Origin of the sequence: Nocardiopsis halotolerans DSM 44410, assembly GCF_000341065.1 — a bacterium.
In the GTDB taxonomy this organism is placed as follows: Bacteria; Actinomycetota; Actinomycetes; order Streptosporangiales; family Streptosporangiaceae; genus Nocardiopsis; species Nocardiopsis halotolerans.
The window spans coordinates 57,265-78,315 of record NZ_ANAX01000328.1 but is presented as its reverse complement, the minus strand read 5'-3'; the positions used below and the strand labels follow the sequence as shown (position 1 = coordinate 78,315).

Annotated in this window: 20 protein-coding genes and 1 tRNA gene; 10 read left to right on the top strand and 11 right to left on the bottom strand. The window is 71.2% G+C overall.

What is annotated here, in order from left to right; genetic code table 11:
* Window positions 1–147: 147 nt before the first annotated feature.
* From D455_RS0124255 to nth, 3 genes are all read right to left on the bottom strand, one after another.
* Entirely contained in the window at window positions 148–1,326 is a 1,179-nt protein-coding gene (locus D455_RS0124255) for a MarP family serine protease (protein ID WP_017573269.1), read from the bottom strand.
* A 21-nt stretch (window positions 1,327–1,347) separates the two neighbouring features.
* Window positions 1,348–2,001 carry an NUDIX hydrolase gene (locus D455_RS0124250; protein WP_017573268.1) on the bottom strand — a complete coding sequence of 218 codons (654 nt, stop codon included), beginning with the start codon at window positions 1,999–2,001 and terminating at the stop codon, window positions 1,348–1,350.
* Window positions 2,002–2,413: 412 nt separating this feature from the next.
* The gene (nth, locus tag D455_RS0124245; protein ID WP_026122935.1) at window positions 2,414–3,157 is read right to left on the bottom strand and encodes an endonuclease III; all 744 of its coding nucleotides are present in this window, start codon (window positions 3,155–3,157) and stop codon (window positions 2,414–2,416) included.
* 252 nt (window positions 3,158–3,409) lie between these two features.
* Here nth and D455_RS0124240 point away from each other — a divergent pair, with 252 nt between their 5' ends.
* Window positions 3,410–4,096: a Crp/Fnr family transcriptional regulator gene (locus D455_RS0124240; protein WP_017573266.1), complete on the top strand. Its 687-nt coding sequence runs from the start codon at window positions 3,410–3,412 to the stop codon at window positions 4,094–4,096.
* A 255-nt stretch (window positions 4,097–4,351) separates the two neighbouring features.
* Here D455_RS0124240 and D455_RS0124235 read toward each other — a convergent pair whose 3' ends face one another.
* From D455_RS0124235 to D455_RS33250, 4 genes are all read right to left on the bottom strand, one after another.
* Window positions 4,352–5,158 (bottom strand): MBL fold metallo-hydrolase, encoded by an 807-nt coding sequence (locus D455_RS0124235; protein ID WP_017573265.1) that lies wholly within the window; start codon window positions 5,156–5,158, stop codon window positions 4,352–4,354.
* A gap of 95 nt (window positions 5,159–5,253) precedes the next feature.
* Window positions 5,254–6,156, bottom strand: a complete 903-nt coding sequence (locus D455_RS0124230) for an NUDIX hydrolase (protein WP_017573264.1) — start codon at window positions 6,154–6,156, stop codon at window positions 5,254–5,256.
* A 70-nt stretch (window positions 6,157–6,226) separates the two neighbouring features.
* Window positions 6,227–6,688: a RidA family protein gene (locus D455_RS0124225; protein WP_017573263.1), complete on the bottom strand. Its 462-nt coding sequence runs from the start codon at window positions 6,686–6,688 to the stop codon at window positions 6,227–6,229.
* Window positions 6,688–6,861 (bottom strand): DUF4177 domain-containing protein, encoded by a 174-nt coding sequence (locus D455_RS33250; protein ID WP_013156298.1) that lies wholly within the window; start codon window positions 6,859–6,861, stop codon window positions 6,688–6,690. The genes D455_RS0124225 and D455_RS33250 overlap by 1 nt, the downstream gene beginning before the upstream one ends.
* Window positions 6,862–7,015: 154 nt before the next feature.
* Between D455_RS33250 and D455_RS0124215 the strand changes: the two genes are divergently transcribed.
* The gene (locus D455_RS0124215) at window positions 7,016–8,062 is read left to right on the top strand and encodes an ArsA-related P-loop ATPase (RefSeq protein WP_017573262.1); all 1,047 of its coding nucleotides are present in this window, start codon (window positions 7,016–7,018) and stop codon (window positions 8,060–8,062) included.
* On the top strand, window positions 8,059–9,219 hold the full coding sequence (locus D455_RS0124210) for an ArsA family ATPase (protein ID WP_017573261.1): 1,161 nt from the start codon (window positions 8,059–8,061) through the stop codon (window positions 9,217–9,219). Before D455_RS0124215 ends, D455_RS0124210 begins: the two co-directional genes overlap by 4 nt.
* Window positions 9,220–9,463: 244 nt before the next feature.
* Here D455_RS0124210 and D455_RS0124205 read toward each other — a convergent pair whose 3' ends face one another.
* On the bottom strand, window positions 9,464–9,787 hold the full coding sequence (locus D455_RS0124205) for a WhiB family transcriptional regulator (protein ID WP_017573260.1): 324 nt from the start codon (window positions 9,785–9,787) through the stop codon (window positions 9,464–9,466).
* 435 nt (window positions 9,788–10,222) lie between these two features.
* On the opposite strand from D455_RS0124205, the gene D455_RS0124200 reads away from it, so the two are divergent.
* On the top strand, window positions 10,223–12,589 hold the full coding sequence (locus D455_RS0124200) for a penicillin-binding protein (RefSeq protein ID WP_026122934.1): 2,367 nt from the start codon (window positions 10,223–10,225) through the stop codon (window positions 12,587–12,589).
* A 74-nt stretch (window positions 12,590–12,663) separates the two neighbouring features.
* Here D455_RS0124200 and D455_RS0124195 read toward each other — a convergent pair whose 3' ends face one another.
* A complete protein-coding gene (locus D455_RS0124195) occupies window positions 12,664–13,119 on the bottom strand; it encodes a GatB/YqeY domain-containing protein (RefSeq protein ID WP_017573259.1) in 456 nt (151 codons plus the stop codon).
* Between the two features lie 93 nt (window positions 13,120–13,212).
* Here D455_RS0124195 and D455_RS0124190 point away from each other — a divergent pair, with 93 nt between their 5' ends.
* The 4 genes from D455_RS0124190 (at window position 13,213) to D455_RS34295 (ending at window position 14,961) form a co-directional block, all read left to right on the top strand.
* A complete protein-coding gene (locus D455_RS0124190) occupies window positions 13,213–14,133 on the top strand; it encodes a metallophosphoesterase (protein WP_017573258.1) in 921 nt (306 codons plus the stop codon).
* 75 nt (window positions 14,134–14,208) lie between these two features.
* Window positions 14,209–14,282: transfer RNA gene (locus D455_RS0124185), tRNA-Pro, on the top strand.
* A gap of 258 nt (window positions 14,283–14,540) precedes the next feature.
* Entirely contained in the window at window positions 14,541–14,717 is a 177-nt protein-coding gene (locus tag D455_RS34300) for a hypothetical protein (protein WP_017573256.1), read from the top strand.
* A 91-nt stretch (window positions 14,718–14,808) separates the two neighbouring features.
* Window positions 14,809–14,961: a hypothetical protein gene (locus tag D455_RS34295; protein WP_017573255.1), complete on the top strand. Its 153-nt coding sequence runs from the start codon at window positions 14,809–14,811 to the stop codon at window positions 14,959–14,961.
* Window positions 14,962–15,041: 80 nt separating this feature from the next.
* Here the strand turns inward: D455_RS34295 and D455_RS0124165 are convergent, their stop codons facing one another.
* Window positions 15,042–15,560 (bottom strand): lytic polysaccharide monooxygenase auxiliary activity family 9 protein, encoded by a 519-nt coding sequence (locus D455_RS0124165; RefSeq protein ID WP_017573254.1) that lies wholly within the window; start codon window positions 15,558–15,560, stop codon window positions 15,042–15,044.
* Window positions 15,561–16,096: 536 nt separating this feature from the next.
* Here D455_RS0124165 and D455_RS0124160 point away from each other — a divergent pair.
* Window positions 16,097–17,152, top strand: coding sequence for a DUF4037 domain-containing protein (locus tag D455_RS0124160; protein ID WP_017573253.1), 1,056 nt, complete (start codon window positions 16,097–16,099; stop codon window positions 17,150–17,152).
* A gap of 86 nt (window positions 17,153–17,238) precedes the next feature.
* Entirely contained in the window at window positions 17,239–18,081 is an 843-nt protein-coding gene (locus tag D455_RS0124155; protein WP_017573252.1) for an oxygenase MpaB family protein, read from the top strand.
* 10 nt (window positions 18,082–18,091) lie between these two features.
* Here the strand turns inward: D455_RS0124155 and D455_RS0124150 are convergent, their stop codons facing one another.
* Window positions 18,092–21,010, bottom strand: a complete 2,919-nt coding sequence (locus D455_RS0124150) for a BTAD domain-containing putative transcriptional regulator (protein WP_026122933.1) — start codon at window positions 21,008–21,010, stop codon at window positions 18,092–18,094.
* Window positions 21,011–21,051 lie beyond the last annotated feature (41 nt).

Sequence of the window (21,051 nt, the reverse complement as noted above, 5' to 3'; positions counted from 1 at the left end):
CGCAGACTCACCAAATGATATGAGCTCTAAGGTGGGCGGCACGGTGCCGCCCGTGACCGTGGGCCCACGTACATCCGGTCAACCGCCTCCCGCGAACGCCGGAGAGTCCCGGCTCCGGCCTGTGGACAACGGAGCCGGATCCCCGCGTCAGTCGCAGACCTGGGAGGAGACCTCCTCGGTGGCCGCCAGGCCCCTCGCCACGTTCTCCGAGATCTCGTCGGCGGTGAGCACGTAGCCCGTCTCGGGCTCGTTCGTGGCCGCGGCGAAGACCACCCCGTACACGCTGCCGTCCGGCGCCAGCAACGGCCCTCCGGAGTTGCCGGGGCGCACCACGGCGCGCACCTGGTAGATCTCCCGGCTCACCTGCCCCGAGTGGTAGAAGTCCGGTCCCTGGGCCGTCTGGCGGGCTCGGATGCGCGCGGGGACTGCCGTGAAGCCGCTGTTGCGCGGGAAGCCCGCCACCACCGCGTCACTGCCCTGCGGAGCCTCGTGGTCGAACTCCAGCGGCTCCAGTTCCAGACCGGGCACGTGCAGCACGGCCAGGTCCTGCTGGGCGTCGAAGAGCACGAGCGTGGCGTCCAGCTGGTACCCCTCCCGGGTGACCACCCGCAGGTCGTCGGTGACCCCGGCGACCACGTGCGCGTTGGTCACGATCCGGTCCTCCCCGTACGCGAAGCCGCTCCCCTCCACGCGGCGCTGGCAGGCGGGCGCGGTGCCCAGCACCTTCACCACGCTGCGGCTCGCATCGATCAGCTCGGGGGTGGTGAGCACGTCCGGGTCCGGCGGCGCCACCTCGGCCAGTTCACCGGTGCCCAGGCCGCTGAACACCTGCGGGAAGGCGCTCTGGTCCACGATCCGGCGGAACGTGGAGAAGCCGCTCCGGGCGGCCTCGGGCATCAGCGCGTCCACGGACTGGAGGATGCGCGAGTCCTTCACCTGCCCGGCCACGAACGGCAGCGCCGAGTTCGCGACGGTACTGCCGATGAACCAGGCCACCAACAGCACCGACAGTCCGCTGATCACGGCGCCGCCGACGGCGTCCAGGACCCGGGCCGAGTCCCACGTCACCTTGTTGCGGAAGAAGGTGCCCAGGTAGGAGCACAGGAACTGGCCGAGCGCGGCGGACAGGAACACCACCGCGATCGCCAGCAGCGCCTGTCTGCCGGGATCGTCCAACCACTCCTGGATGTACTCCGGAGCGGTCAGGGCGGCGAGGACGCCTCCACCGATGAAACCCGCGAAGCTGAAGACGCCGACGATGAAACCCTGCCGGTACCCGGTCACCGCGAACAGCAGCAACAGGACGACCAGGATCACGTCGAGCACATTGCCCTCCAAGACTGAGCGCTACCCGACCGGACGCAGGCCCTGCGGGGTCGCTTCGAACACATCGGTGAGACCCTCGTCGCGCCACGGAAGTTCCCAGCCGCCCAGAACGAGCAGACTGTCGATGATCGCCCCGGTGAAGCCCCACACGAGCATGCCGTCCACCCGGAAGCCCGGACCCCACCGGGGACCGCCGCCGTAGCGCACCATGACCCGGTTCGCCGGGGCGGCGAGGTCGGTGATCGGCACACGGGAGACGGAGGCGACCTCGCCCAGGTCGGTCGGGCGCACCTCGCTGGGCTCGCGCCACCAGCCCAGGACCGGCGCCACCCGGAAGTCGCTGAAACTCAGGTACAGCTCGGGGAGCCGACCGACGACGTCGACCCCGTCGGGGACGAGCCCGGTCTCCTCGGCGGCCTCACGGAGTGCGGCGGCCTCGGCCGAGCCGTCGGACGGCTCGATCCGGCCGCCGGGGAAGGCGGGCTGCCCGGCGTGCCGGCGCAGGCCCTCGTTGCGTTGGATCAGGAGGATGTCGGGTCCCTGGGGCCCCTCACCGAAGAGGATGAGGACGGCGGACTCGCGACCGCCGTGCGCGGGGGGCCGCATGGGTGGGGGCACGGTCATCGTCTCGGCGGCGTCCGCGAGCGCGGCCAGCCAGAGCGGGGTCGAGTTCATACGGGGAACCTGTTCCGGTGTTCGTGGCGCCGTCGGATGGGTGCGGGAGCCGTGCGCCGGACGTCGCGGGGGGCCGTGGGGCACCGTCCGGCCACGGGGGTGTCGCCGTGTGGGGAGGCCTGCTCCGGGAAGGTCCTCACGTCGTCGGACCTTCCCCGGCGCCGGAGGGCGGGGGCGGGTCCGACGCGCGGATGTCGCGGGGCCGGGAGGCCCGCGGCGGGACCGATGTGCGCACACTCACGTGATCAGGGTACAAACTGGCGGCGCGTGCTCCCGAGGCGCCCGTGCGGCACACGGGTGTTCCCGGAGGCTTCACGGCGCCCCTCCCCCGCAGGTCGGTGCGGCCTCGGGCGCGTCGGCCCGCGCCCGTGAACGGTCCGGCGACGGACGATGGGTGGTGGGCGGTGGACGGTCAGGAGAAGGAGCGCATCCGCAGCAGCTTGGTGGCGGTGGCGGTGTCCGTGGGCCCCTCACCGAAGGACGGGCACAGGCGGGCCAGCCCGCAGGCGCCGCACGCGGGTTTGCGGGAGTGGCAGACCCGGCGGCCGTGCCAGATCACGCGGTGGGAGAGCATCGTCCAGTCCCGGGGCGGGAAGAGCTCGCCGATCTCGTGCTCGACCCTCACCGGGTCCTGCTCGTCGGTCCAGCCGAAGCGGCGGACGAGCCGTCCGAAGTGGGTGTCAACGGTGATACCGGGCACATCGAAGGCATTACCGAGCAGTACGTTTGCGGTCTTTCGTCCTACACCGGGTAGTTTGACCAGGTCGGAGAGTTTCTTCGGAACCTCTCCACCGTGCCGTTCACACAGCTCCTGCCCGAGTCCGATGAGACTGTTGGCCTTGGACCGGAAGAAGCCGGTCGAGCGGATCATCTCCTCCAGTTCCTCGCGCCGCGCGGAGGCGTAGGCCTCGGCGTCGGGGTAGCGGGCGAAGAGGGCGGGGGTGACCTGGTTGACCCGCTTGTCCGTGCACTGCGCGGACAGGATCGTCGCGACCAGCAGCTCCAGCGGGGTCGTGAAGTTCAGTTCGCAGTGGGCGTCCGGATACAGCTCGACGAGCTCCCGGTACATCTTGCGGGCGCGGCGGACCAGCGCGAGTCGGCTCTCCCCGGTGGGTGTGGTCGTCCGCTCGTTCGCTTCTGGTGTGTCACGGGGCATCGTCACAGGGTAGGCGCACCGACGGAGGCGCGAACCGCGCCCACCCACCGGTGACCGTGGCTATGTAACCAATGTCCGGTGGCGCGGCGCGGACAGCCCTGGTACAGAACTGATGACGACTAAGATCGCAGGGGCTGACGTCGGCTGTTGTGGGCACGTTGTCTCTCGGCGGACAAGCCGGGATCACGACCTGGTTTCACACCCGGGTGCGATATACGTCACACTGTTGGCGGTCAGGTTTTAGGAGGACGCGTGGTGGACGAGATCAACGAGGTGCTGCGGAAGGCCCCTCTGTTCGAAGCTCTGGACGAGGAGGACACGGCCGCACTCCGCTCCTCGGTGAACGAGGTGCGCCTCGGCCGCGGCCAGACCCTGTTCAGCGAGGGGGACGAGGGCGACCGCCTGTACGTCATCCTCAGCGGGAAGGTGAAGCTGACCCGCACGGCCGTGGACGGCCGCGAGAACCTGCTCGGGGTGCTCGGCCCCAGTGAGATGTTCGGTGAGCTGTCGCTCTTCGACCCGCGCCCGCGCACCGCGAGCGCCGTCGCGGTCACCGACTCCGTGCTCGCCGGGCTGGGCCACGACGACCTGCGCCCGTTCCTGTCGAGCCGCCCGCACGTGTCGCTCCAGCTGCTCAAGGCGCTGGCCGCCCGCCTGCGCCGGACCAACGACGTGATGGCCGACCTCGTCTTCACCGACGTGCCCGGCCGCGTCGCCAAGGCCCTGCTGGAGCTGGCCGACAAGTTCGGCAAGGAGGGTGAGGACGGCCTGCACGTCCACCACGACCTCACGCAGGAGGAGCTCGCCCAGCTGGTCGGCGCTTCCCGTGAGACGGTCAACAAGGCCCTCGCCGAGTTCGCCCTTCGCGGGTGGCTGCGGATCGAGGCCAAGGCCGTCGTCCTGCTCGACGTCGAGCGGATGCGCCGCCGCGCCCGCTAGCGCGCGGGCCCCGGCGCCGACGTCCGCGCCCGCCCGGGGCACCCCGGGTCTGAACGCTGTGTGGCCGCTCCCCCACGGGTGGGCGGCCACAGCCGCGTCCGGGGTCCTTCACCGCCTCGGGCCGGGTGCCCGTCCCCACCCGGGCCGTCCCCGGGTCCCTGGTACCCCGGACGGGATGCGCACGGTCCGTGGACACCCGTCGCCCGGTCGGCGTGGTCGCCACGCCCCGGACCGGCCTTCCCGGAACCGGTGTCCTCAGGGTTCGACGCCCTCGGGCAGTTCCCCGCGCGACGACAGGTAGCGCAGCTGGGCGCGTACCGATGAGGCCGCCGCGAACCGGATCTGCTCGGTGACGTCGGGGTAGACCCGGTCGACGATCTCCTCGACCTTGGTCGCGCCCGCGCGCACCGCGCCCAGGACCTGTTCCAGGCGCGACTCGCGGTGCTCGATGTAGGCGTCCAACGCCGTCACCGGGGACGTGAGGATGGGACCGTGTCCGGGCAGCAGGGTACGCACGTCGTACTCGCGCACGAGGGTCCGCAGCCGATACAGCGACTCCATGTAGGGACCCAGCCCGTCGTCGCCGTCGATCACCGTCGTGCCGTGGCCCAGGACCGTGTCGCCGGTCAGGATGGTGCTGTCCGCGTCCACCATCAGGCAGACGGAGTCGTCGGTGTGGCCGGGGGTGGCGATCACCCGCACCCGCAGGCCGTCGGCCTCCAGGACATCACCGTCGGACAGGCCGTGTCCGCCGACCCTCACCTCCGGGTCGACCGCGTGCACCGGAGCGCCGGTCAGCTCCGAGAAGTACCGGGCGCCTTCCCCGTGGTCGGGGTGCCGGTGGGTCACCACGGCCATCAGGACCTGCGCGCCCTGCTCCTGCACGGTCCGCGCCACCCGCTCCAGGTGGCGTTCGTCGTGGGGGCCGGGGTCGACGACCACGACCCCGCGCGCTCCCGGCTCCCGCAGGATCCAGGTGTTGGTGCCCTCCAGCGTCATCGGGCCGGGATTGGGGCACAGCACGCAGCTGGCGCGCAGTGTCCCGGAACCGTCGATCCTCATCGCACCTCGCTTCGCTCGCCGAACCGGTCCGGGGACCGTCCGGGGACGCGGGGACACCAGGCGCGGTCCGCGCCTCTGCGGCCCCTCAGGGGTCCTCAGGGGGTCGCGCCGGGTTTCGGCAGAGGGTAGTCGACCCCGTTCGGCGCGACGACGCGGAGCTGGCCGTCGACCTCCCGGACAACCGGTTCAATGGGGACGATATCCCGTCGGGCCTCCCGAACACCTCGGAGGGTCCGGCGGTCCGCGAGTTCGTCGCAGGCCACCACCGTGGGCGGCAGCATCGGCATCCGGCCCGCCTCCCACTCGGCGGCGACCGCGGCGGGGTCGGTCCAGCGGGTGAGGTCGGCCTCGCCGCCCACGTCGCGCGCGGCCTGCCCCGGCGGAAGCTCGGCGACGAAGAACCAGGTGTCGTAGCGGCGCGGCTCGGCCTTCGGGGTGATCCAGCGCGACCACGCGCGCAGCCACTCCGAGCGGAGTACGAGGCCGCGCCGGGCCAGGACACCGGTGAAGGAGCGGGAGCGGTCGATCAGCCCCAACCGGTCCCGCTCCCACTCCTCGGAGTCCGTGTCGAGGGTGATGGCCTCCTCGCCCGCGCGCTCGGGCTCGCTGGCCAGGAGGACACCGGTCTCCTCGAAGGTCTCGCGGACCGCGGCGCACACGAGTGCCCGGGCCATCGGAACGTCGGTGCCGAGCGTGCGCGCCCACTCCTCGGGGCCCGGCCCGGTCCAGGGCAGGTCGCCGTCGGCGTCCCGCTCGTCCACTCCGCCGCCGGGGAAGACGTAGGCGCCCGGCGCGAAGCCCATCGAGCGAACGCGGCGCATGAGCAGGACCTCCATGGGGCCGTCCGCGCCGCTTCCGCTCCGGTCGGCCGCGGCCCGGCCGCCGGCGGGCCGCAGGAGCATGACCGTGGCGGCGGGCCGGGGCGGGACGACGCCGCCGGGGGCGTGCCCATCCCGTCCCGTACCGCCGCGCGTGGTGCCGTCGGACGCCTTCCGCATCGGCCTACCCTCCTCTTCGGGGCCAGAGCGCCACAGACCGAGAGCAACGACCCCGAACAGGGCAGATTGCTCAGCGAACCTCGACGATCATCTCAACCTCGACCGGGGCGTCCAACGGCAGGGCCGCCACGCCCACGGCGGCGCGCGCGTGCACGCCGGCGTCACCGAAGATCCGGGCCAGGAGGTCGCTGGCCCCGTTCACCACACCGGGGTGGCCGGTGAAGTCGGGTGCGCTGGCCACGAAGCCGCCCACCTTCACCACGCGGACCACGTCGGACAACTCGCCGATCTCGGCGCGCACGGCCGCGACCGCGTTCAACGCGCACAGCGCGGCCAGCTCCTGGGCGGTCTCCGGACTGACCTCCGCGCCGACCTTGCCGGTGGCGGGCAGCTCGCCCTCCACGAACGGCAGCTGACCGGACACGTACACGTGGTCGCCGCTGCGCACCGTCGGCGTGTAGGACGCCACCGGCGCGGCCACCTCGGGCAGCGTCAGGCCCAGCTCGGCGATCCGCTCCTCGGGGGTGGCCATCACAGCTCCCGCTTCATGTACGCGACGTACTGCTGGTTGCGGGGGTCGGTGCCCTCGGGCAGCGGGGCGGGCACGACGGAGACGAGCTCCCAGCCGTCGGCGCCCCAGTTGTCGAGGATCTGCTTCGTGGCGTGTGACAGCAACGCCACGGTCTGGTACTCCCACTTGCTCATACGTCCCTCACCCCTACTCACTCACCGGTGACCCGCCCGCGGCGGGGCACCGCACGTCAACGCCGCCACCCTACTCATCCGCGCGCTCCGCCGCGTCCGGTGACGACCCGCGACCCACCGGGCACCCGCCGGACGCCCGCATAGACTGGCTGGGGTGAGCGAGCGCGAGCACGGACCGCGGCCTCCGGGTGAGGCGTGCGCGGGAGCACGACTGCACATCGTCACCGGCAAGGGCGGGACCGGCAAGACCACGGCGGCCGTGGCTCTGGCCCAGTCACTGGCCTCCGGCGGCGGAAGGGTGCTGCTGGTCGAGGTGGAGGGCCGACAGGGCATCGCCGCCCTCCTCGGCAGCCCTCCGCTGCCCTACGAGGAACGGGAGATGATCGCCGCGCCCGGCGACGGCGGGGTGAGCGTGCTGGCGGCCGACGCCGAGGCCGCGCTGCTGGAGTACCTGGAGATGTTCTACGGGATGCGCCGGGCCGGTCAGGCGCTGAACAGGCTGGGCGCCGTGGACTTCGCCACCACCATCGCCCCCGGGCTGCGCGACGTCCTGCTCACCGGCAAGGCCACCGAGGCGGTGCGCCGCCGCCGGGGCGGCCGCCGCAGGACCTCCGAGGGCCCGTCGACCGCGCCCTTCCACTACGACGCGGTGGTGATGGACGCGCCTCCCACCGGCCGGATCGCCCAGTTCCTCAACGTGAACTCCGAGGTGGCGGGGCTGGCCCGGGTGGGACCGATCCGCAACCACGCCGACCGGGTCATGGAGGTCATCCGCTCGGGGCAGACCCGGGTGCACTTCGTGTCCCTGCTGGAGGAGATGCCCGCCCAGGAGACCCGGGACGGAATCGCCGAGGTCGCCGGGCTGGGGCTCAACGTCGGCATGGTGATGGTGAACATGGTGCGACCATCGCTGCTGGACGAGGCCGACCTGGCCGCCGCCGCGGAGGGGGAGACGGACCTGGAGGAACTCACCGCCGGGTTGAAGGAGACGGGCATGGAGGACCCCGGGGAGCTCGCGGCGTCACTGGCCGGTGAGGTGCGGACACACGCGCTGCGGGTCCGCCTGGAACAGCGGGTCCGCTCGGGCCTGGAGGACCTGGGCCATCCGCTGCTGGAGCTTCCGCTGCTGGAGGGCGGGGTGGACCGCACCTCCCTGGACTCCCTGGCACGTCGGCTGGTCGAGCAGGGGGTGCGCCTGTGAACGGGGCGACGGCGCCCGGGCGTCTGGACGTGGACGCCCTCGTGGACGATCCCGGGACACGGATCGTCGTGTGCTGCGGCGCGGGCGGGGTCGGCAAGACCACCACGGCCGCGGCGCTGGGTCTGCGCGCCGCCGAGCGCGGACGGCGGGCCGTGGTGATCACCGTGGACCCGGCGCGTCGGCTGGCCCAGTCACTGGGGCTGGAGTCGCTGGACAACACCCCGCGCCCGGTGCCACTGCCCGAGGCGGCCCGGGGCAGCCTGCACGCGATGATGCTCGACATGAAGCGGACCTTCGACGAGGTCGTCAGGGAGCACGCGGACCCGGAGCGGGCACGGCAGATCCTGGCCAACCCCTTCTACCAGACCCTCTCCACGAGCTTCTCGGGCACGCAGGAGTACATGGCCATGGAGAAGCTGGGCCAGTTGCGCCAGTCGGGGGACTGGGACCTGATCGTCGTGGACACCCCACCCAGTCGGTCCGCCCTGGACTTCCTGGACGCGCCCGAACGGCTCGGCCGGTTCCTGGACGGACGCCTGATCCGGTTCCTGAGCACCCCGGCCAGCACGGGGGCGTTCCGGCTCCTCGGCGCCGGGTTCAACCTGGTGACCTCGGCCATCGGCAGGATCGTGGGCGCCCAGCTCCTCGACGACCTGCGGGCCTTCGTGGCCGCGTTCGACACGGTGTTCGGCGGTTTCCAGGAGCGCGCGGAGCGCACCTACCGGTTGCTCCAGGCTCCGGGGACGGCGTTCGTGGTGGTGGCCGTCCCGGAGGCGGACGCGATGCGTGAGGCGTCCTACTTCGTGGAGCGCCTGGCCACCGACGCGATGCCGCTGGCCGGGATCGTGGTCAACCGCGTCCACCCGCTGCCCGAGGGGCCCGGCGCCGACCTGGGCGCGCGGGAGGCGGTGGCCGCGGCGGAGTCCCTGGAGCGCTCGGGTTCGCGTCCGCTGGCGTCGGCGGCCCTGCGGCTGCACGCGGAGAGGGTCCGTACGCACCAGCGCGAGACCCGGTTGAGGAACGTGCTGCTCTCCAGGCACGGCGGCGTGCGCGTGGCCGAGGTGGCCGCCCTGCCCGAGGACGTGTACGACCTGGCGGGACTGCGCGGGATCGGTGAGGCGCTGGCCGGGGTGTCCCGGACGGCCCGGGAGGGGTAGAGCCCGCCTTCGGACGGCCTCAGCGCCAGGGGGCTCGTTCGGGTGCCCACGGGTCCTGGGGGAGCTGGAGGTGGGGCGACGGGTACCGCGCCGCAGGCGTCGTCCGAGGGTGGTGGAGGGCGACGGAGAGGGAAGGACCGCGGCCGGGGCCGTCCGTTGAGGGTGGCGGCCCGCCCCGGCGCGAAGCGCCCCGGAGGGCGACGGGCGGGCGGGGCGGAGACCCGGGGAACACTGCTGGACGCGGTCAGGCCGCGGACGCGCGATCGGCGCGCTCGGCCACGTAGCGGACGAGGTCGCCGTCAGTCTCCCTGCGCGCCTCCTCCAGGAGCGGCCCCCAGTCGGTGACGCCGGGGTGCTTGCGCAGCAGAGCGCGCCGCTCACGCTCGGTCATACCGCCCCAGACGCCGAACTCGATCCGGTTGTCGAGGGCGTCGGCCAGGCACTCGGTGCGTACCGGACAGTCCCGGCAGATGAGTTTGGCGCGGTGTTGTGCCGCGCCCTGGACGAACAGCGCGTCGGGGTCCACCCGGCGGCACAGCGCCCTGGTCGTCCACTGGTAGGTCCACATGCCCTGCTCCCCTGTGCGCGTACCCGGTCCGTGCGCCGGTGGCTCCGGACGCCGGGCACCCGCGTGCTCCGACCGGAGGGGGAGAACACGGTAGGCTCCCGCTGCCGCGTGGATGCGCCGCGTCCGTCCCCGTTCGTTGTCTAGAAGTTACGAACTCGGACGCCTCACCAACAGAACCCACCCGGCCCACTTTCCGTCTCACACGTATGGCCCGAGCGGGCCATGGCGTGGGGCGCGGTAGCTCTCCGTGTCGAACGGACTTCCCGCATCGCCGAACCGCACAACCGCTGGTCGGCGATAAGCATGGAAAGATGGCATGGGGGCACAGCCCGCGGTGAGGCGGGCGTTTCGGCGCGTTCGCGCACTATCCGTTCCACATCGCACCAACTCAGCGCGTTCGTGGTCACCTAGTCTGATGAGGTGGGTCAGGGGACATTGCTTCAAAGAATCAGCCAACTGCTCGGCGTCGGTGTCATCGCGGGTCTCCTCGTCGCGGCGCTCGCTCTCCCCGCGATCGGCGGCCTGGGCATCACCGCGCGCAACGTCGCCAGCGGCTTCCTCGAGATGCCCGGCAACCTGGAGACTCCTCCGCCCCCGCAAAGGTCGACGATCTACGACAGCGAGGGCGACGTCATCGCGGAGATCTTCGACCAGAACCGCGAGCTGGTCGAGATCGAGGACGTCTCCCCGATCATGATCGACGCGATCCTCGCCATCGAGGACGCCCACTTCTACGAGCACGGCGGGATCGACCTGTCGGGCACGCTGCGCGCCGCCATCCGCACGCTCCAGGGCAACACGCAGGGTGCGTCCTCCATCACCCAGCAGTACGTCAAGAACGTGCAGGTCGAGGCGGCCAGCAACCCGGAGGAGATGGAGGAGGCCACCGAGACGACCATCGCCCGCAAGATCCGTGAGCTGCGCTACGCCGTGGCCCTGGAACAGCGGATGACCAAGGACGAGATCCTCGAGGGCTACCTCAACATCGCCTACTTCAGCGACGGCGCCTACGGCGTCGAGTCCGCGGCACAGCACTTCTTCGAGGTGTCCGCCGACGAGCTGGAGCTGCACCAGGCCGCCACCATCGCGGGTCTGGTGCGCTATCCCTACCTGTACAACCCCCGGATCTTCCCCGAGCAGGCCACCGACCGCCGCAACGTCGTGCTCGACCGGATGGCGGCGACCGGCGCCATCACCCAGGCGGAGGCCGAGGAGGCCAAGGAGATCCCGATGGAGGTCGTGGCGGACACCCCTCCCAACGGGTGCATGCCGAGCGACCAGCCCTTCTTCTGCGACTACGTGGTCCAGGAGATTGAGGAGGACGATCGCTTCGGACAGAACGAGACCGAGCGCGCGCGCTGGCTGCGCACCGCGGGTCTACAGATCCACACCACGTTGGACCCGCAGACCCAGAACGCCGCGCAGGACGCCGTGGACAAGTGGGTGCCGCGCGAGAACGAGTCCCGCAAGGTGGCCGCCGAGGTGGTCATCGAACCGGGCACCGGCCACATCCTCGGCATGGCGCAGAGCCGCAACTACGGCCCCGACGAGAGCAATCTCGGCGAGACCTCCATCAACTTCGCCACCGACTCCGCCCGGGGCGGCAGCCAGGGCTTCCAGGCGGGGTCCACGTTCAAGGCCTTCACCCTGGCGGCGGCCCTGGACGAGGGGCTGCCGTACAGCACCTCGTTCAACTCGCCGTCCCGGGTGAGTATCAGCGGTCAGCGCAGCTGTAACGGCGGCCTCCTGAACACCTGGGAACCCAGTAACGCGGGTGACACCAACTCCGACACCAGGCACAACATGCTGTCGGGGACCAGGGCGTCCTCCAACACCTTCTTCGCTCAGCTCCAGGAGAGGGTGGGCATCTGCGACGTGATGCAGATGGCCGAGACGCTGGGGATGCGGCGCGCGGACGGCACGCTGTTCACGGAGAACGATCGGTCACTGGCCAACAGCAGTTTCACGCTGGGCAGTGAGGAGGTCTCCCCGCTGCGGGTGGCCAACGCGTACGCGGTCTTCGCCTCGGGCGGGATGCTGTGCGAGCCGCAGGCCATCACCAGGATCGTTGACCAGCGGGCGCAGAACACGATCGAGATCGAGCCGGAGTGCTCGCGGGCGATCGACCAGGAGGTCGCCGACGGGGTCAGCCANAAGCAGCCGTTCAACGGCGGTACCGCCGCGGCCCTGGACATCGGCCGCCCGGCGGCGGGCAAGACCGGTACCACCGACAACTCGGCCGCGGCCTGGTTCGCCGGGTTCACGCCGCAGATGGCCGGTGCGGTCTTCGTCGGCGACCCGCGGGGCCCGCAGCAGTACCCGCTGCGCAACGTCACCATCGGCGACCGGTACTACCCGGTCGTGTACGGGGCGACGATCCCCGGTCCGATCTGGGAGGAGACCATGATCGGTGCCCACGAGGGCCTGGACGTCGAGCAGTTGCCGTCGCCTCCGGCGCGGTTCACCTCGGCGTCGGACTCCGGTGGCGGGAACACCAGCACGGCCGGTGACGAGGGCGGCGTGCCCAACGTGCTCGGCCTGTCCGAGGCCGCCGCGGTGGCCGCCCTGGAGGACGCGGGTTACGAGGTGAACGTGTCCTCGACCGAGATCCGCTCCGAGGAGCAGGTGGGCACGGTCGCCGCGGTCAACCCGGACCCGGGGACCCGGCTGCCGGACGGTGCCACGGTGAACGTGTTCCTGAGCAGCGGCGGCGGCAGCGACAACGCCAGCGACCTGCGGGGGGACGACGAGGACTGGTTCCAGGGCGAGCCCGCGTCGAATCCGGCCAGGACCGAGGACTAGGACGGCCACGTGAGAGGGGCGGCGGTGGAGACACCGCCGCCCCTTCGCGTTCCGGGCCGCCCGGACGGGTCAGCTCACCCGGCGAGCTGGCGCTTGACCTCGGCGGCCACGCGGGCGCCCTCGGCGCGGCCGGCGATCCTCGGGTTGACGACCTTCATGACCTGGCCCATGGCCTTGGGGCCGTCGGCGCCGGTCTCGGTGACGGCGGCGGCCACCAGGTCGGAGAGCTCCTCGTCGGTGAGCTGCTTGGGCAGGTAGTCGGAGATGACCTCGCTCTCGGCCCGCTCGGCCTCGGCCTGGTCGGACCGACCGCCCCTGTCGAACGCCTCGGCGGCCTCGCGGCGCTTCTTGGCCTCCCGGGTCAGCAGCCGGGTGACCTCGTCGTCGTCGAGGGAGCGCTGGGCGGAACCGGCGGCCTCCTCGGTGGAGATGGCGGCCAGGACCATGCGCAGGGTGCCGGTGCGCACCTTGTCACGCGCCTTGATGGCGGTGGTGAGGTCGTTCTTGAGGCGGTCTTTGAGTTCGGACATGGGCCTGATCCTACGGCGGCGGGCCACGGGGTCACCAACGGTTTGTGCGGGGTCGCGGATCTGCGACGATCTCTGTGACAACGAAGGAGGACGATGGGCGCCGACAACAGACGACTCCTGCGCCGGGTGGGGCGCGCCGCCGCGATCACGGGCGCCGTCGGAGCGGCGGGGCTGGTCTACGCCTCGGTCATCGAGCGCAACTGGTTCCGTCTGCGCCACCACGAGCTGCCGCTGCTGCCGCCGGGCAGCCCGCGGCTGCGGATCCTGCACCTGTCCGACGCGCACCTGACGCCCGGCCGGAGGATGCTCATCGAGTGGATCCGGGGACTGGACGCGTACGAGCCGGACCTGGTGGTGAACACGGGTGACTCGCTGGCGCATCCGGACGCGGTGAAGCCGTTCACCGAGGCGCTGGGGCCGCTGCTGGACCGGCCGGGCGCGTTCGTGTACGGGTCCAACGACCTGTTCTCGCCGCAGCCGAAGAACCCGGCCCGCTACCTGTGGCGGACCAGCGGGAACGACTACAACAAGCGCCGGGTGCCGGACCTGCCCTGGCGCGAGTTGGGCGCGGCCATGTCCGCGTCCGGTTGGCTGGACCTGAACAACCGCAAGGGGGCGCTGAACGCGGGCGGCCTCGACGTCGCCCTGGCCGGTGTGCACGACTCGCACATCAAGCTGGACCGGTACGAGGAGGTCGCCGGTCCGGCCGACCCGTCGGCGGCCCTGCGTCTGGGGGTGCTGCACTCGCCGGAGCCGTCCAACCTGGACCGGTTCGCGGCCGACGGCTACCAGCTGCTCCTGGCGGGGCACACGCACGGGGGCCAGCTGTGCCTGCCGTTCTACGGCACGCTGGTCACCAACTGCGGGATCGACCGCGAGCGCGCCTGGGGCCTGCACGGGTACGGGGACGCGTGGCTGCACGTGTCCGGCGGCCTGGGCACCTCCCCGTACGCACCGGTGCGGTTCTGCTGCCGTCCGGAGGCCACGCTGCTGGACCTCGTGGCGGCCTCCTGAGGGTCCCTTCGTAAGTCGGCCCGGAAAGCGTGCGCGAGCACTCCCCGACGTCCGTTAGACTTGGGGACGTTGCTTCGGGGTGTAGCGCAGCTTGGCAGCGCGCTTCGTTCGGGACGAAGAGGTCGTGGGTTCAAATCCCGCCACCCCGACTCAGGCCAGGTGCCCGGTAAGATCCTTCTTGCCGGGCACTTGGTGTTTCAGGGAACCCTGAAGGTAGTCGATGACGTATCCCCACCTCGATGAGCCCGATGCCCTGATTCCGCAACCCGCGCAGAGATTCCCCGAACTCCGGCAGGCGGTCGCGACGGTCGCGCCGTCGAAGCTCAGCGAGCTCTTCGAGGAGATGCAGCAGGCCTTCACCAGGGCGGGGGAAGAGGACAGCGTCATCCCCATCCGCATGTNCCCGCATGTCCCCCCGCCGATGGGCGGTCACGGCGGCGATCGAGCGCAGGCCCGACGTCGCGGCGCGTCTGCGTCAGGCGGAACTGGACATGGACAGCCCCGACTCCCATGTCAGGGACCAGGCGATCCGTACGGCCGGGGACATCGTCAGGGCCGCGCACCGAGAGGTCGAGGGCGGCTGACTGGCACTGGGAGGTTCACCCCGACGACCTTTTCTCCGGGTTCCCGACCAATGCGGCTCAGGAGGCTGAACGCCTGGCACAGGAGATCGCGGTGCGTGAGTCCATGGTCTTCCTGGACGGTCAGGCCTTCTCCGGTGCCGGGCCGGGACGGCGTACCGAAGAGCGGGGAAGCCTCATGCTGACGTTCCTGACGGATGTGCGTGGTGAGCGCGTCGTCACCGTCCAGGTGACCTGGTTCGGGTAGCTCCTCCACCGCGGTCACCCAGCCGTGAACAGCCGGGTCCCCGGCCCGGGTGCGGGTCCGGGCCGGGGACGGCGGGGGTCCTAGCGGATGTTGACGTCCACGCAGGAGTAGAAGGCGTTGGCGGTGTCGTCGACGTTCCACCGGGCCAGGATCGTGTGGCGACCGTTGTAGCCGGACAGGTCCACGGTGTGCCGGACGGTCGACGGCGGCCGGGCTCCGTGGTCCTCGAAGTTGGCGATGCGCTGGCCGCCGATGAAGTACTCCCAGTTGTCGGTGGAGTGCATGGCGGTCAGGGTCCAGGTGAAGGTCAGGGAGTTACCGACCTGGGCGACGTGCCAGCCGCGGCTGTCGTCGTCGAGCTCGGCGAACCGGGAGTTGCCGCCGGAGCAGCTCATCAGGCCCTTGGGGCCCTCCACGCTCTGCGGTTCCCACCTGATGCCGCCGCACTCGACCATGACCGCCGCGCACTGCGCCTGGCGGCTCATGGGCGCGGAGACGTAGCCGTGCGCGCTGGCGGCGCTGGTGGGCATGAGGGTGAAGATCAGGGCGGTCGCCGCGGCGACGGCCGAGGCGGAGCGGATCCTTCTGCGGGTCTTCATTGAGCGGGGCCCTTCTTTTCGGGTCACGATCCCGTCCGGCCTCACGGCGCGGTTCGGGGGATTCGTAGCGGGGTGACCCGGACCGTTTCCGGTCCAGGCGGGCGGAGCACGTTCACCGGAGCTCGGATATACCTCCTGCGAACGTCGGACGGCGTTGTCCCGGAAATGCCGGGCGTCCCCGGAATTCCCTTCCACCTGTTGACGCTAGACCGTAAAGAGCCCTTCACCACACGTCAAGACTCCTGTTGTGCGGGGGGACTTGGTACCACCCGTACCACGCGAACCGACCATTCACTCGTTCACCACGACTGGTACTGCTGCCATGTCCACCTGCATGTACGCCTCTAACTGGAAAGACACCTTACAGTAATAAGTCCCGGTCTATGGTCAAACGTTGTAGACCAATGTGTGTTCGGCCCGCCGAACGAACCAGACCTGACCGGATGGACATATTTTTCTACCCCCTGCTTTTCCGTCCGGTCGCGCACCGGGAAACCCGTGGCCGCGACCGGGACGGCGCCCGTACGCTCACGTGCATGCCCCCGGTCTTCCTCCCCGGCCTGGAACTGTCCCGGGCCCTGTACACGGACGCGGTCGCCCCGCTGCTCGCCGCCGGACACCGACCCGTGCCGCACGCCGCCGCGCTCCTCGGCCCCGGGTCCGAGGTCCTCGGCCTGGACACCCCACGCTCCACCGACCACGGCTGGGGACCGCGCCTCCAACTCTTCGTGGACGACCACGGCGACCGCGAGCGGGTACGGAAGCTACTCGACGACGGCCTGCCCGAACGCGTGCGCGGCTGGCCGACCCGGTTCGCACCCGGTGAGGGGCCGCCGCGGACCTGGCGGCCCGACGCCGACGCGCCCGACGGCCGACACAGGGTGGAGGTCGTCGACACGGGCGACTGGTTCCGGGGACAGCTGGGCTTCGATCCCCGAGCGGGTGTGGCCACCGCCGACTGGCTCGCCTCGCCCACCCAGCGGCTGGCCGAGGTGGTGGGCGGAGCGGTCTTCCACGACGGTGTCGGCGGACTCACCCGGGCACGGGGGGACCTGGCCTGGTACCCCGACGACGTGTGGCGGTACGTGCTGGCCTGCCAGTGGCGGCGCGTGTCCCAGGAGGAGGCCTTCGTCGGCCGCTGCGCGGAGGTCGGCGACTCCCTGGGCACCAGGGTCGTCGCGGCCCGGGTGGTCCGCGACCTCATGCGCCTGGCCCTGCTGCTGTCACGCCGCTACCCGCCCTACTCCAAGTGGCTCGGCAGCGCCTTCTCCCGGCTTCCCGGCGCGGAGGAGCTCACCCCACCGCTGTCCCGGGGGCTGGACGGGGACGCGGAGGCCCTCGCGGAGGCGTCCGGCCTGCTCGCCGGGTGGCAGAACGGAACCGGGCTCGCCGCCCGCCTGGATCCCCGGCCCCGGCCGTTCCACGAACGCCCCTGGCCGGTGCTGGACGCGGCACGGTTCACCCGGGCCCTGCTGGAGGAGATCACCGACCCGGAGCTGGCCGGACGGACGCCGGTGGGCGCGATCGACCAGTTCGTGGACGACACCGACGCCCTGACCCGCCCGGAGGTGTTCCGCTCCCTGCGACCGTGACCGGACACGGACCGGCCGCGCGTGACGCCTCCGACGGAGCGCGTCCCCATCGGCGCGGGCGGGCGGGGTGCCGTACGATCCCAGGCATGGGCCGACCGTCCGACGAATCACCTCTGCGGCGGATCAGCGGGGAAGCCTGCGTCCTCGGCGGCGCCGGGTACGCCGTCCTGCTCCAGATCGCCCACCCCAGCGTCGCCCGGGGGGTGTACGACCACAGCGACTTCACCACGCGGCCGTTCAACCGCCTGCTCGGCACCCTCTACTTCGTGTACGGCACGGTCTACGGCACGGAGGAGGAGAAGGAGCGGCTGCACGCCATCGTGCGCGCGATGCACCGCAAGGTGAACGGCCCGGGGTACCGGGCGCTCGACGACGACCTGCTGCTGTGGGTGGCCGCCACCCTGTTCCAGTCGGCCTCGCGTCTGCACGCGATGGTGTTCGGCCCGCTCGACGAGGAGGAACGCGTCCGCCACCTGCGCGAGGCGGCCGTGTTCGCCACCGCCCTGGGCCTGCCCGAGGAGAAGTGGCCCGCGACCCCGGAGGAGTTCGCCGACTACTGGGAGGCGGCCGTGGAGCGTTTGCGCGTGGGGGAGGAGGCGCGCCGCATCACCGAGCAGCTGTTCCACCCGGCGAACGTGGCCCTGCGGCCGTTGACGCGGGTGCAACTCCTGCTCACCGGCGGACTGCTCCCGCCGGAGCTGCGCGAGCGGTTCGCGATCCCGTGGTCGCCGGTACGTCAGCGCCGGTTCGACCGGATCGTACGGACGACCCGCGCGGTGTACCCGCGCGTCCCCCGGCCGCTGCGCTTCCTGCCCACGACGCTGTGCCTGCGGGCCATGCGGCGCGGAACACTGGGGCCGCGCTGGCTGGCACCGCCACGGCGCCGGTCGGGGGCTGGGTTCCGTGGGGCCGGGAAGGCCCTCGGGTGAGGGGAGGGCGTCACCCGGGGGGTGGGGGGAGGTTCTCCAGGGCCTCCCTGGCCTGGTCGGCCTCGGCCAGGCCCAGTTCGGTGAAGATCTCCTCCGCCTCGCGGAGGAAGTCGCGCGCACGGTCCACCGGCATGGTCGGCGCGGGCAGTCGCCCGAGCGCGAGCGCGGCACGACCGACCATGTAGCGCTCGCTGCGCTCGACCGCGATGGCGTGGGCCTTCTCCAGTTCGGCGACGGCCTCGTCGTGGCGGCCGGCCGCCGCGTAGGTCATTCCCAGGTCGGCCCGGATCTCGGCGTCGCCGCTGCGACGCCCGTGCTCCTCGGCCAGTTCCAGAGCCGTGGTGTGGGACGCGATCGCCTGCTCCCAGCGCCCCGCGGCCCGGTGGGTCAGGCCCAGGGAGTTGTGGATGTAGACCTGGTTTCCCACCAGGTGCAGTTCCAGGGACAGTTCCAGGGCCTCGCTCAGGTCCTGGGACGCGGCTTCCAACTCACCCAGTCCGGTCCGGGCCTCTCCCATGACGCGCTTGGCGTGGGACCTGGTCACCTTCTGCCCCTCGCCCACGGCCTTCTCCATGGCCTGCTGGGCGCAGTGCAGCGCCTCCGCGTACACCCCGAGTGTCTGTTTCAGGACGGCGAGGTTGCCCCACTGCAACGCTTCCAACCGGGTGTCCTCCAGTTGGATCGCGAAGTCCAGCACACCCTGGATGGCTTCGGCGGCGTCCGCCAGGCGTCCGACCCGCTCGTAGACCATCCCCAGGTTGGCCAGAGCTCGGATGATCCCCCTGCTGTCGCCGATCGAGGTCAACAGGTCACGGGCCTCCGTGAGCAGGGCGAGCGATTCGTCGAAGCGCCCCGAGAGACAGTGGGCGATGCCCAGCCCGATGAGTGTCACCGCTCGTCCGCGCCGGTTTCCCTGCTTGTCACTGATCTGGAGTGCCCGCTGGTGGGAGCTGATCAGGAGGCCCATCTGGCCGTGGAGAGCGTAGAAACGCCACACCGCGTCGGCCATCCGCCAGGCGTACTCTCCGTTGTCGTGTGAGGCGAAGTACTCGATCGTGTCCGCCAGGTTGTCCTGGTGCAGGGTGAACCAGTTCTCGGCGTCCTCCCGCCCCGCCAGTTCCGTGCGGTAACCCTGGCTCACGCCGATCTCGTCATCGTGCGCGCGCGGGCCCATGAGATCGGCGGCGTGCTGGGCGGTCGCCATGTACTGCTCCGCGAGGCGCAGCCTGGCCGCGTCGATCTCCTCGGCGTTCAGGACCACGGCGGCGCGGTCACGTGAGAAGGCGCCGATCAGGTCGTGTAGACGGTAGACGTCTCCCTGGGGTTCCTCCAGCAGGCACACCCCGACCAGTTCCTGGAGGATGTCGTCGGCGTCCTCCACGGACATGTCCAGGAGGGAGGCCGCACCGCCCAGGTCGACCGTGCTGCCGATCATCAGTCCCAGTAGGAGGAAGGCCCGGCTCTGGTGCCGGTTGAGGCTCTGGAAGGACAGGTCGATGGCGGCCTCGACGCTCTGCCCCTCCACCTGGAGTTCCCGGAACCTCCGGTTCTGCTCTCCGAGCCGCCGGGCAACGTGGGCGAACGACCATCTGGGGCGGCTGAGCATGCGTCCCGCGACCACGCGTAGGGCCAGGGGAAGACCACCGCAGATCCGGATGATCTCGCGCGCCTGTTCGGGTTCGCTCCGTACGCGTTCGTCCCCGAGGACGCGTCCGAGCAGCTCCAGGGAGGACTGCTCGTCGAACACCCCGAGAGAGAGGAAGCGGGCACCGCTGAGCCCCGAGAGTTCGTTGCGGGTCGTGATGAGGGTCATCGAACCGGGAGAGGACGGCAGGAGCGGGCTGACCTGGGCGTAACTCAGGGCGTTGTCGAGGATGACCAGGACCCTGCGCCCCATGAGAGTGGCCCGCCACAGTGCCGACCTCTCGTCCAGGGACTCGGGCACGGCCTCGGGCTCAACCCCGACGGCACGCAGCAGGGCACCGAGAGCGGAAGCGGCGTCGAGCGGTTCCCTGTCCGTGGTGTAGCCGTACAGATCGATGAACAACTGTCCGTCGGGATAGCGCTTGGCCGCCTCGTAACCGAAACGGACCGCGGTCGTCGTCTTCCCCTCACCACCGCTGCCCGTGATGACGCAGACCTGGGCCCGCCCCTCCCCCGTGCGGGCCACCTCGTCCAGCTGACGCAGGGATTCCTGGCGTCCGGTGAAGTCGGGGAGGTCGCGGGGGAGGTCGTTGCGCATGACGAAGTGCGTCTCCGGCCCTCCCGTGGACGCGTCCTGCGTCTCTTCCGCGGGAAAGTCCTCCTGGAGGATCCGGGTGTGCAGGGTGGCCAGTTCCGGGCCGGGATCGACGCCCAACTCGTCGGCCAGCCGGTTCCGGAACTCCTCGTAGACGGCGAGCGCCCTGGCACGCTCGTTGTCACGCCACAGGGCCGTGATGAGCAGATGGTGCAGGCGCTCCCCGAAGGGTTCCTCACTGACCAGGGACGTCAGTCGGGAGACCACGTCGGAGTGCCGTCCCAGTTCCAGAGCGCACGTGGCCCAGGCGATGACGCAGGACCAGCGCTCCTCCTTCAGGGGTGTGACGACGGAGTGGTCCAGGTACTCCGAGCCGACACCCGAGAAGGGCACTCCGCGCCAGCACTCCAGCGCCTGCTCCAGCAGTTCGACGGCCGCCTTGGGCTCGGCCGCCGTGGCCCTGTCCCGAAGCTTGCGGAACCGGTGCAGGTCGACGGAGTCCGGGTCGACGTCGAGGGTGTAACCGCCGGGGGTCGTGGCGATGGTGTCCGGAAAGGTCCGACGTAGGTGGGAGATCTGGACCTGGATGACGGACCGCGCTGTGCGGGGCGGATCGTCGCTCCAGAGATAGCCGATGAGTTGGTCGATGGTGACCTCACGGCCCAGATGTACCAACAGCGCACCCAGCACACAGCGCTGGCGCGGACCGCCGACCGGGACGGGTCGGCCGT

Bases quoted from the DNA above. Each gene is read 5' to 3' on its own strand.
- D455_RS0124160 (WP_017573253.1), top strand. From the start codon at position 16,097: ATGCCCCCGGTCTTCCTCCCCGGCCTGGAACTGTCCCGGGCCCTGTAC.
- D455_RS0124155 (WP_017573252.1), top strand. From the start codon at position 17,239: ATGGGCCGACCGTCCGACGAATCACCTCTGCGGCGGATCAGCGGGGAA.
- D455_RS34300 (WP_017573256.1), top strand. From the start codon at position 14,541: ATGTCCCCCCGCCGATGGGCGGTCACGGCGGCGATCGAGCGCAGGCCC.
- D455_RS0124225 (WP_017573263.1), bottom strand. From the start codon at position 6,688: ATGGCCACCCCCGAGGAGCGGATCGCCGAGCTGGGCCTGACGCTGCCC.
- D455_RS0124230 (WP_017573264.1), bottom strand. From the start codon at position 6,156: ATGCGGAAGGCGTCCGACGGCACCACGCGCGGCGGTACGGGACGGGAT.
- D455_RS0124165 (WP_017573254.1), bottom strand. From the start codon at position 15,560: ATGAAGACCCGCAGAAGGATCCGCTCCGCCTCGGCCGTCGCCGCGGCG.
- D455_RS0124195 (WP_017573259.1), bottom strand. From the start codon at position 13,119: ATGTCCGAACTCAAAGACCGCCTCAAGAACGACCTCACCACCGCCATC.
- nth (WP_026122935.1), bottom strand. From the start codon at position 3,157: ATGCCCCGTGACACACCAGAAGCGAACGAGCGGACGACCACACCCACC.
- D455_RS0124190 (WP_017573258.1), top strand. From the start codon at position 13,213: ATGGGCGCCGACAACAGACGACTCCTGCGCCGGGTGGGGCGCGCCGCC.
- D455_RS0124235 (WP_017573265.1), bottom strand. From the start codon at position 5,158: ATGAGGATCGACGGTTCCGGGACACTGCGCGCCAGCTGCGTGCTGTGC.
- D455_RS0124250 (WP_017573268.1), bottom strand. From the start codon at position 2,001: ATGAACTCGACCCCGCTCTGGCTGGCCGCGCTCGCGGACGCCGCCGAG.
- D455_RS0124205 (WP_017573260.1), bottom strand. From the start codon at position 9,787: ATGTGGACCTACCAGTGGACGACCAGGGCGCTGTGCCGCCGGGTGGAC.
- D455_RS33250 (WP_013156298.1), bottom strand. From the start codon at position 6,861: ATGAGCAAGTGGGAGTACCAGACCGTGGCGTTGCTGTCACACGCCACG.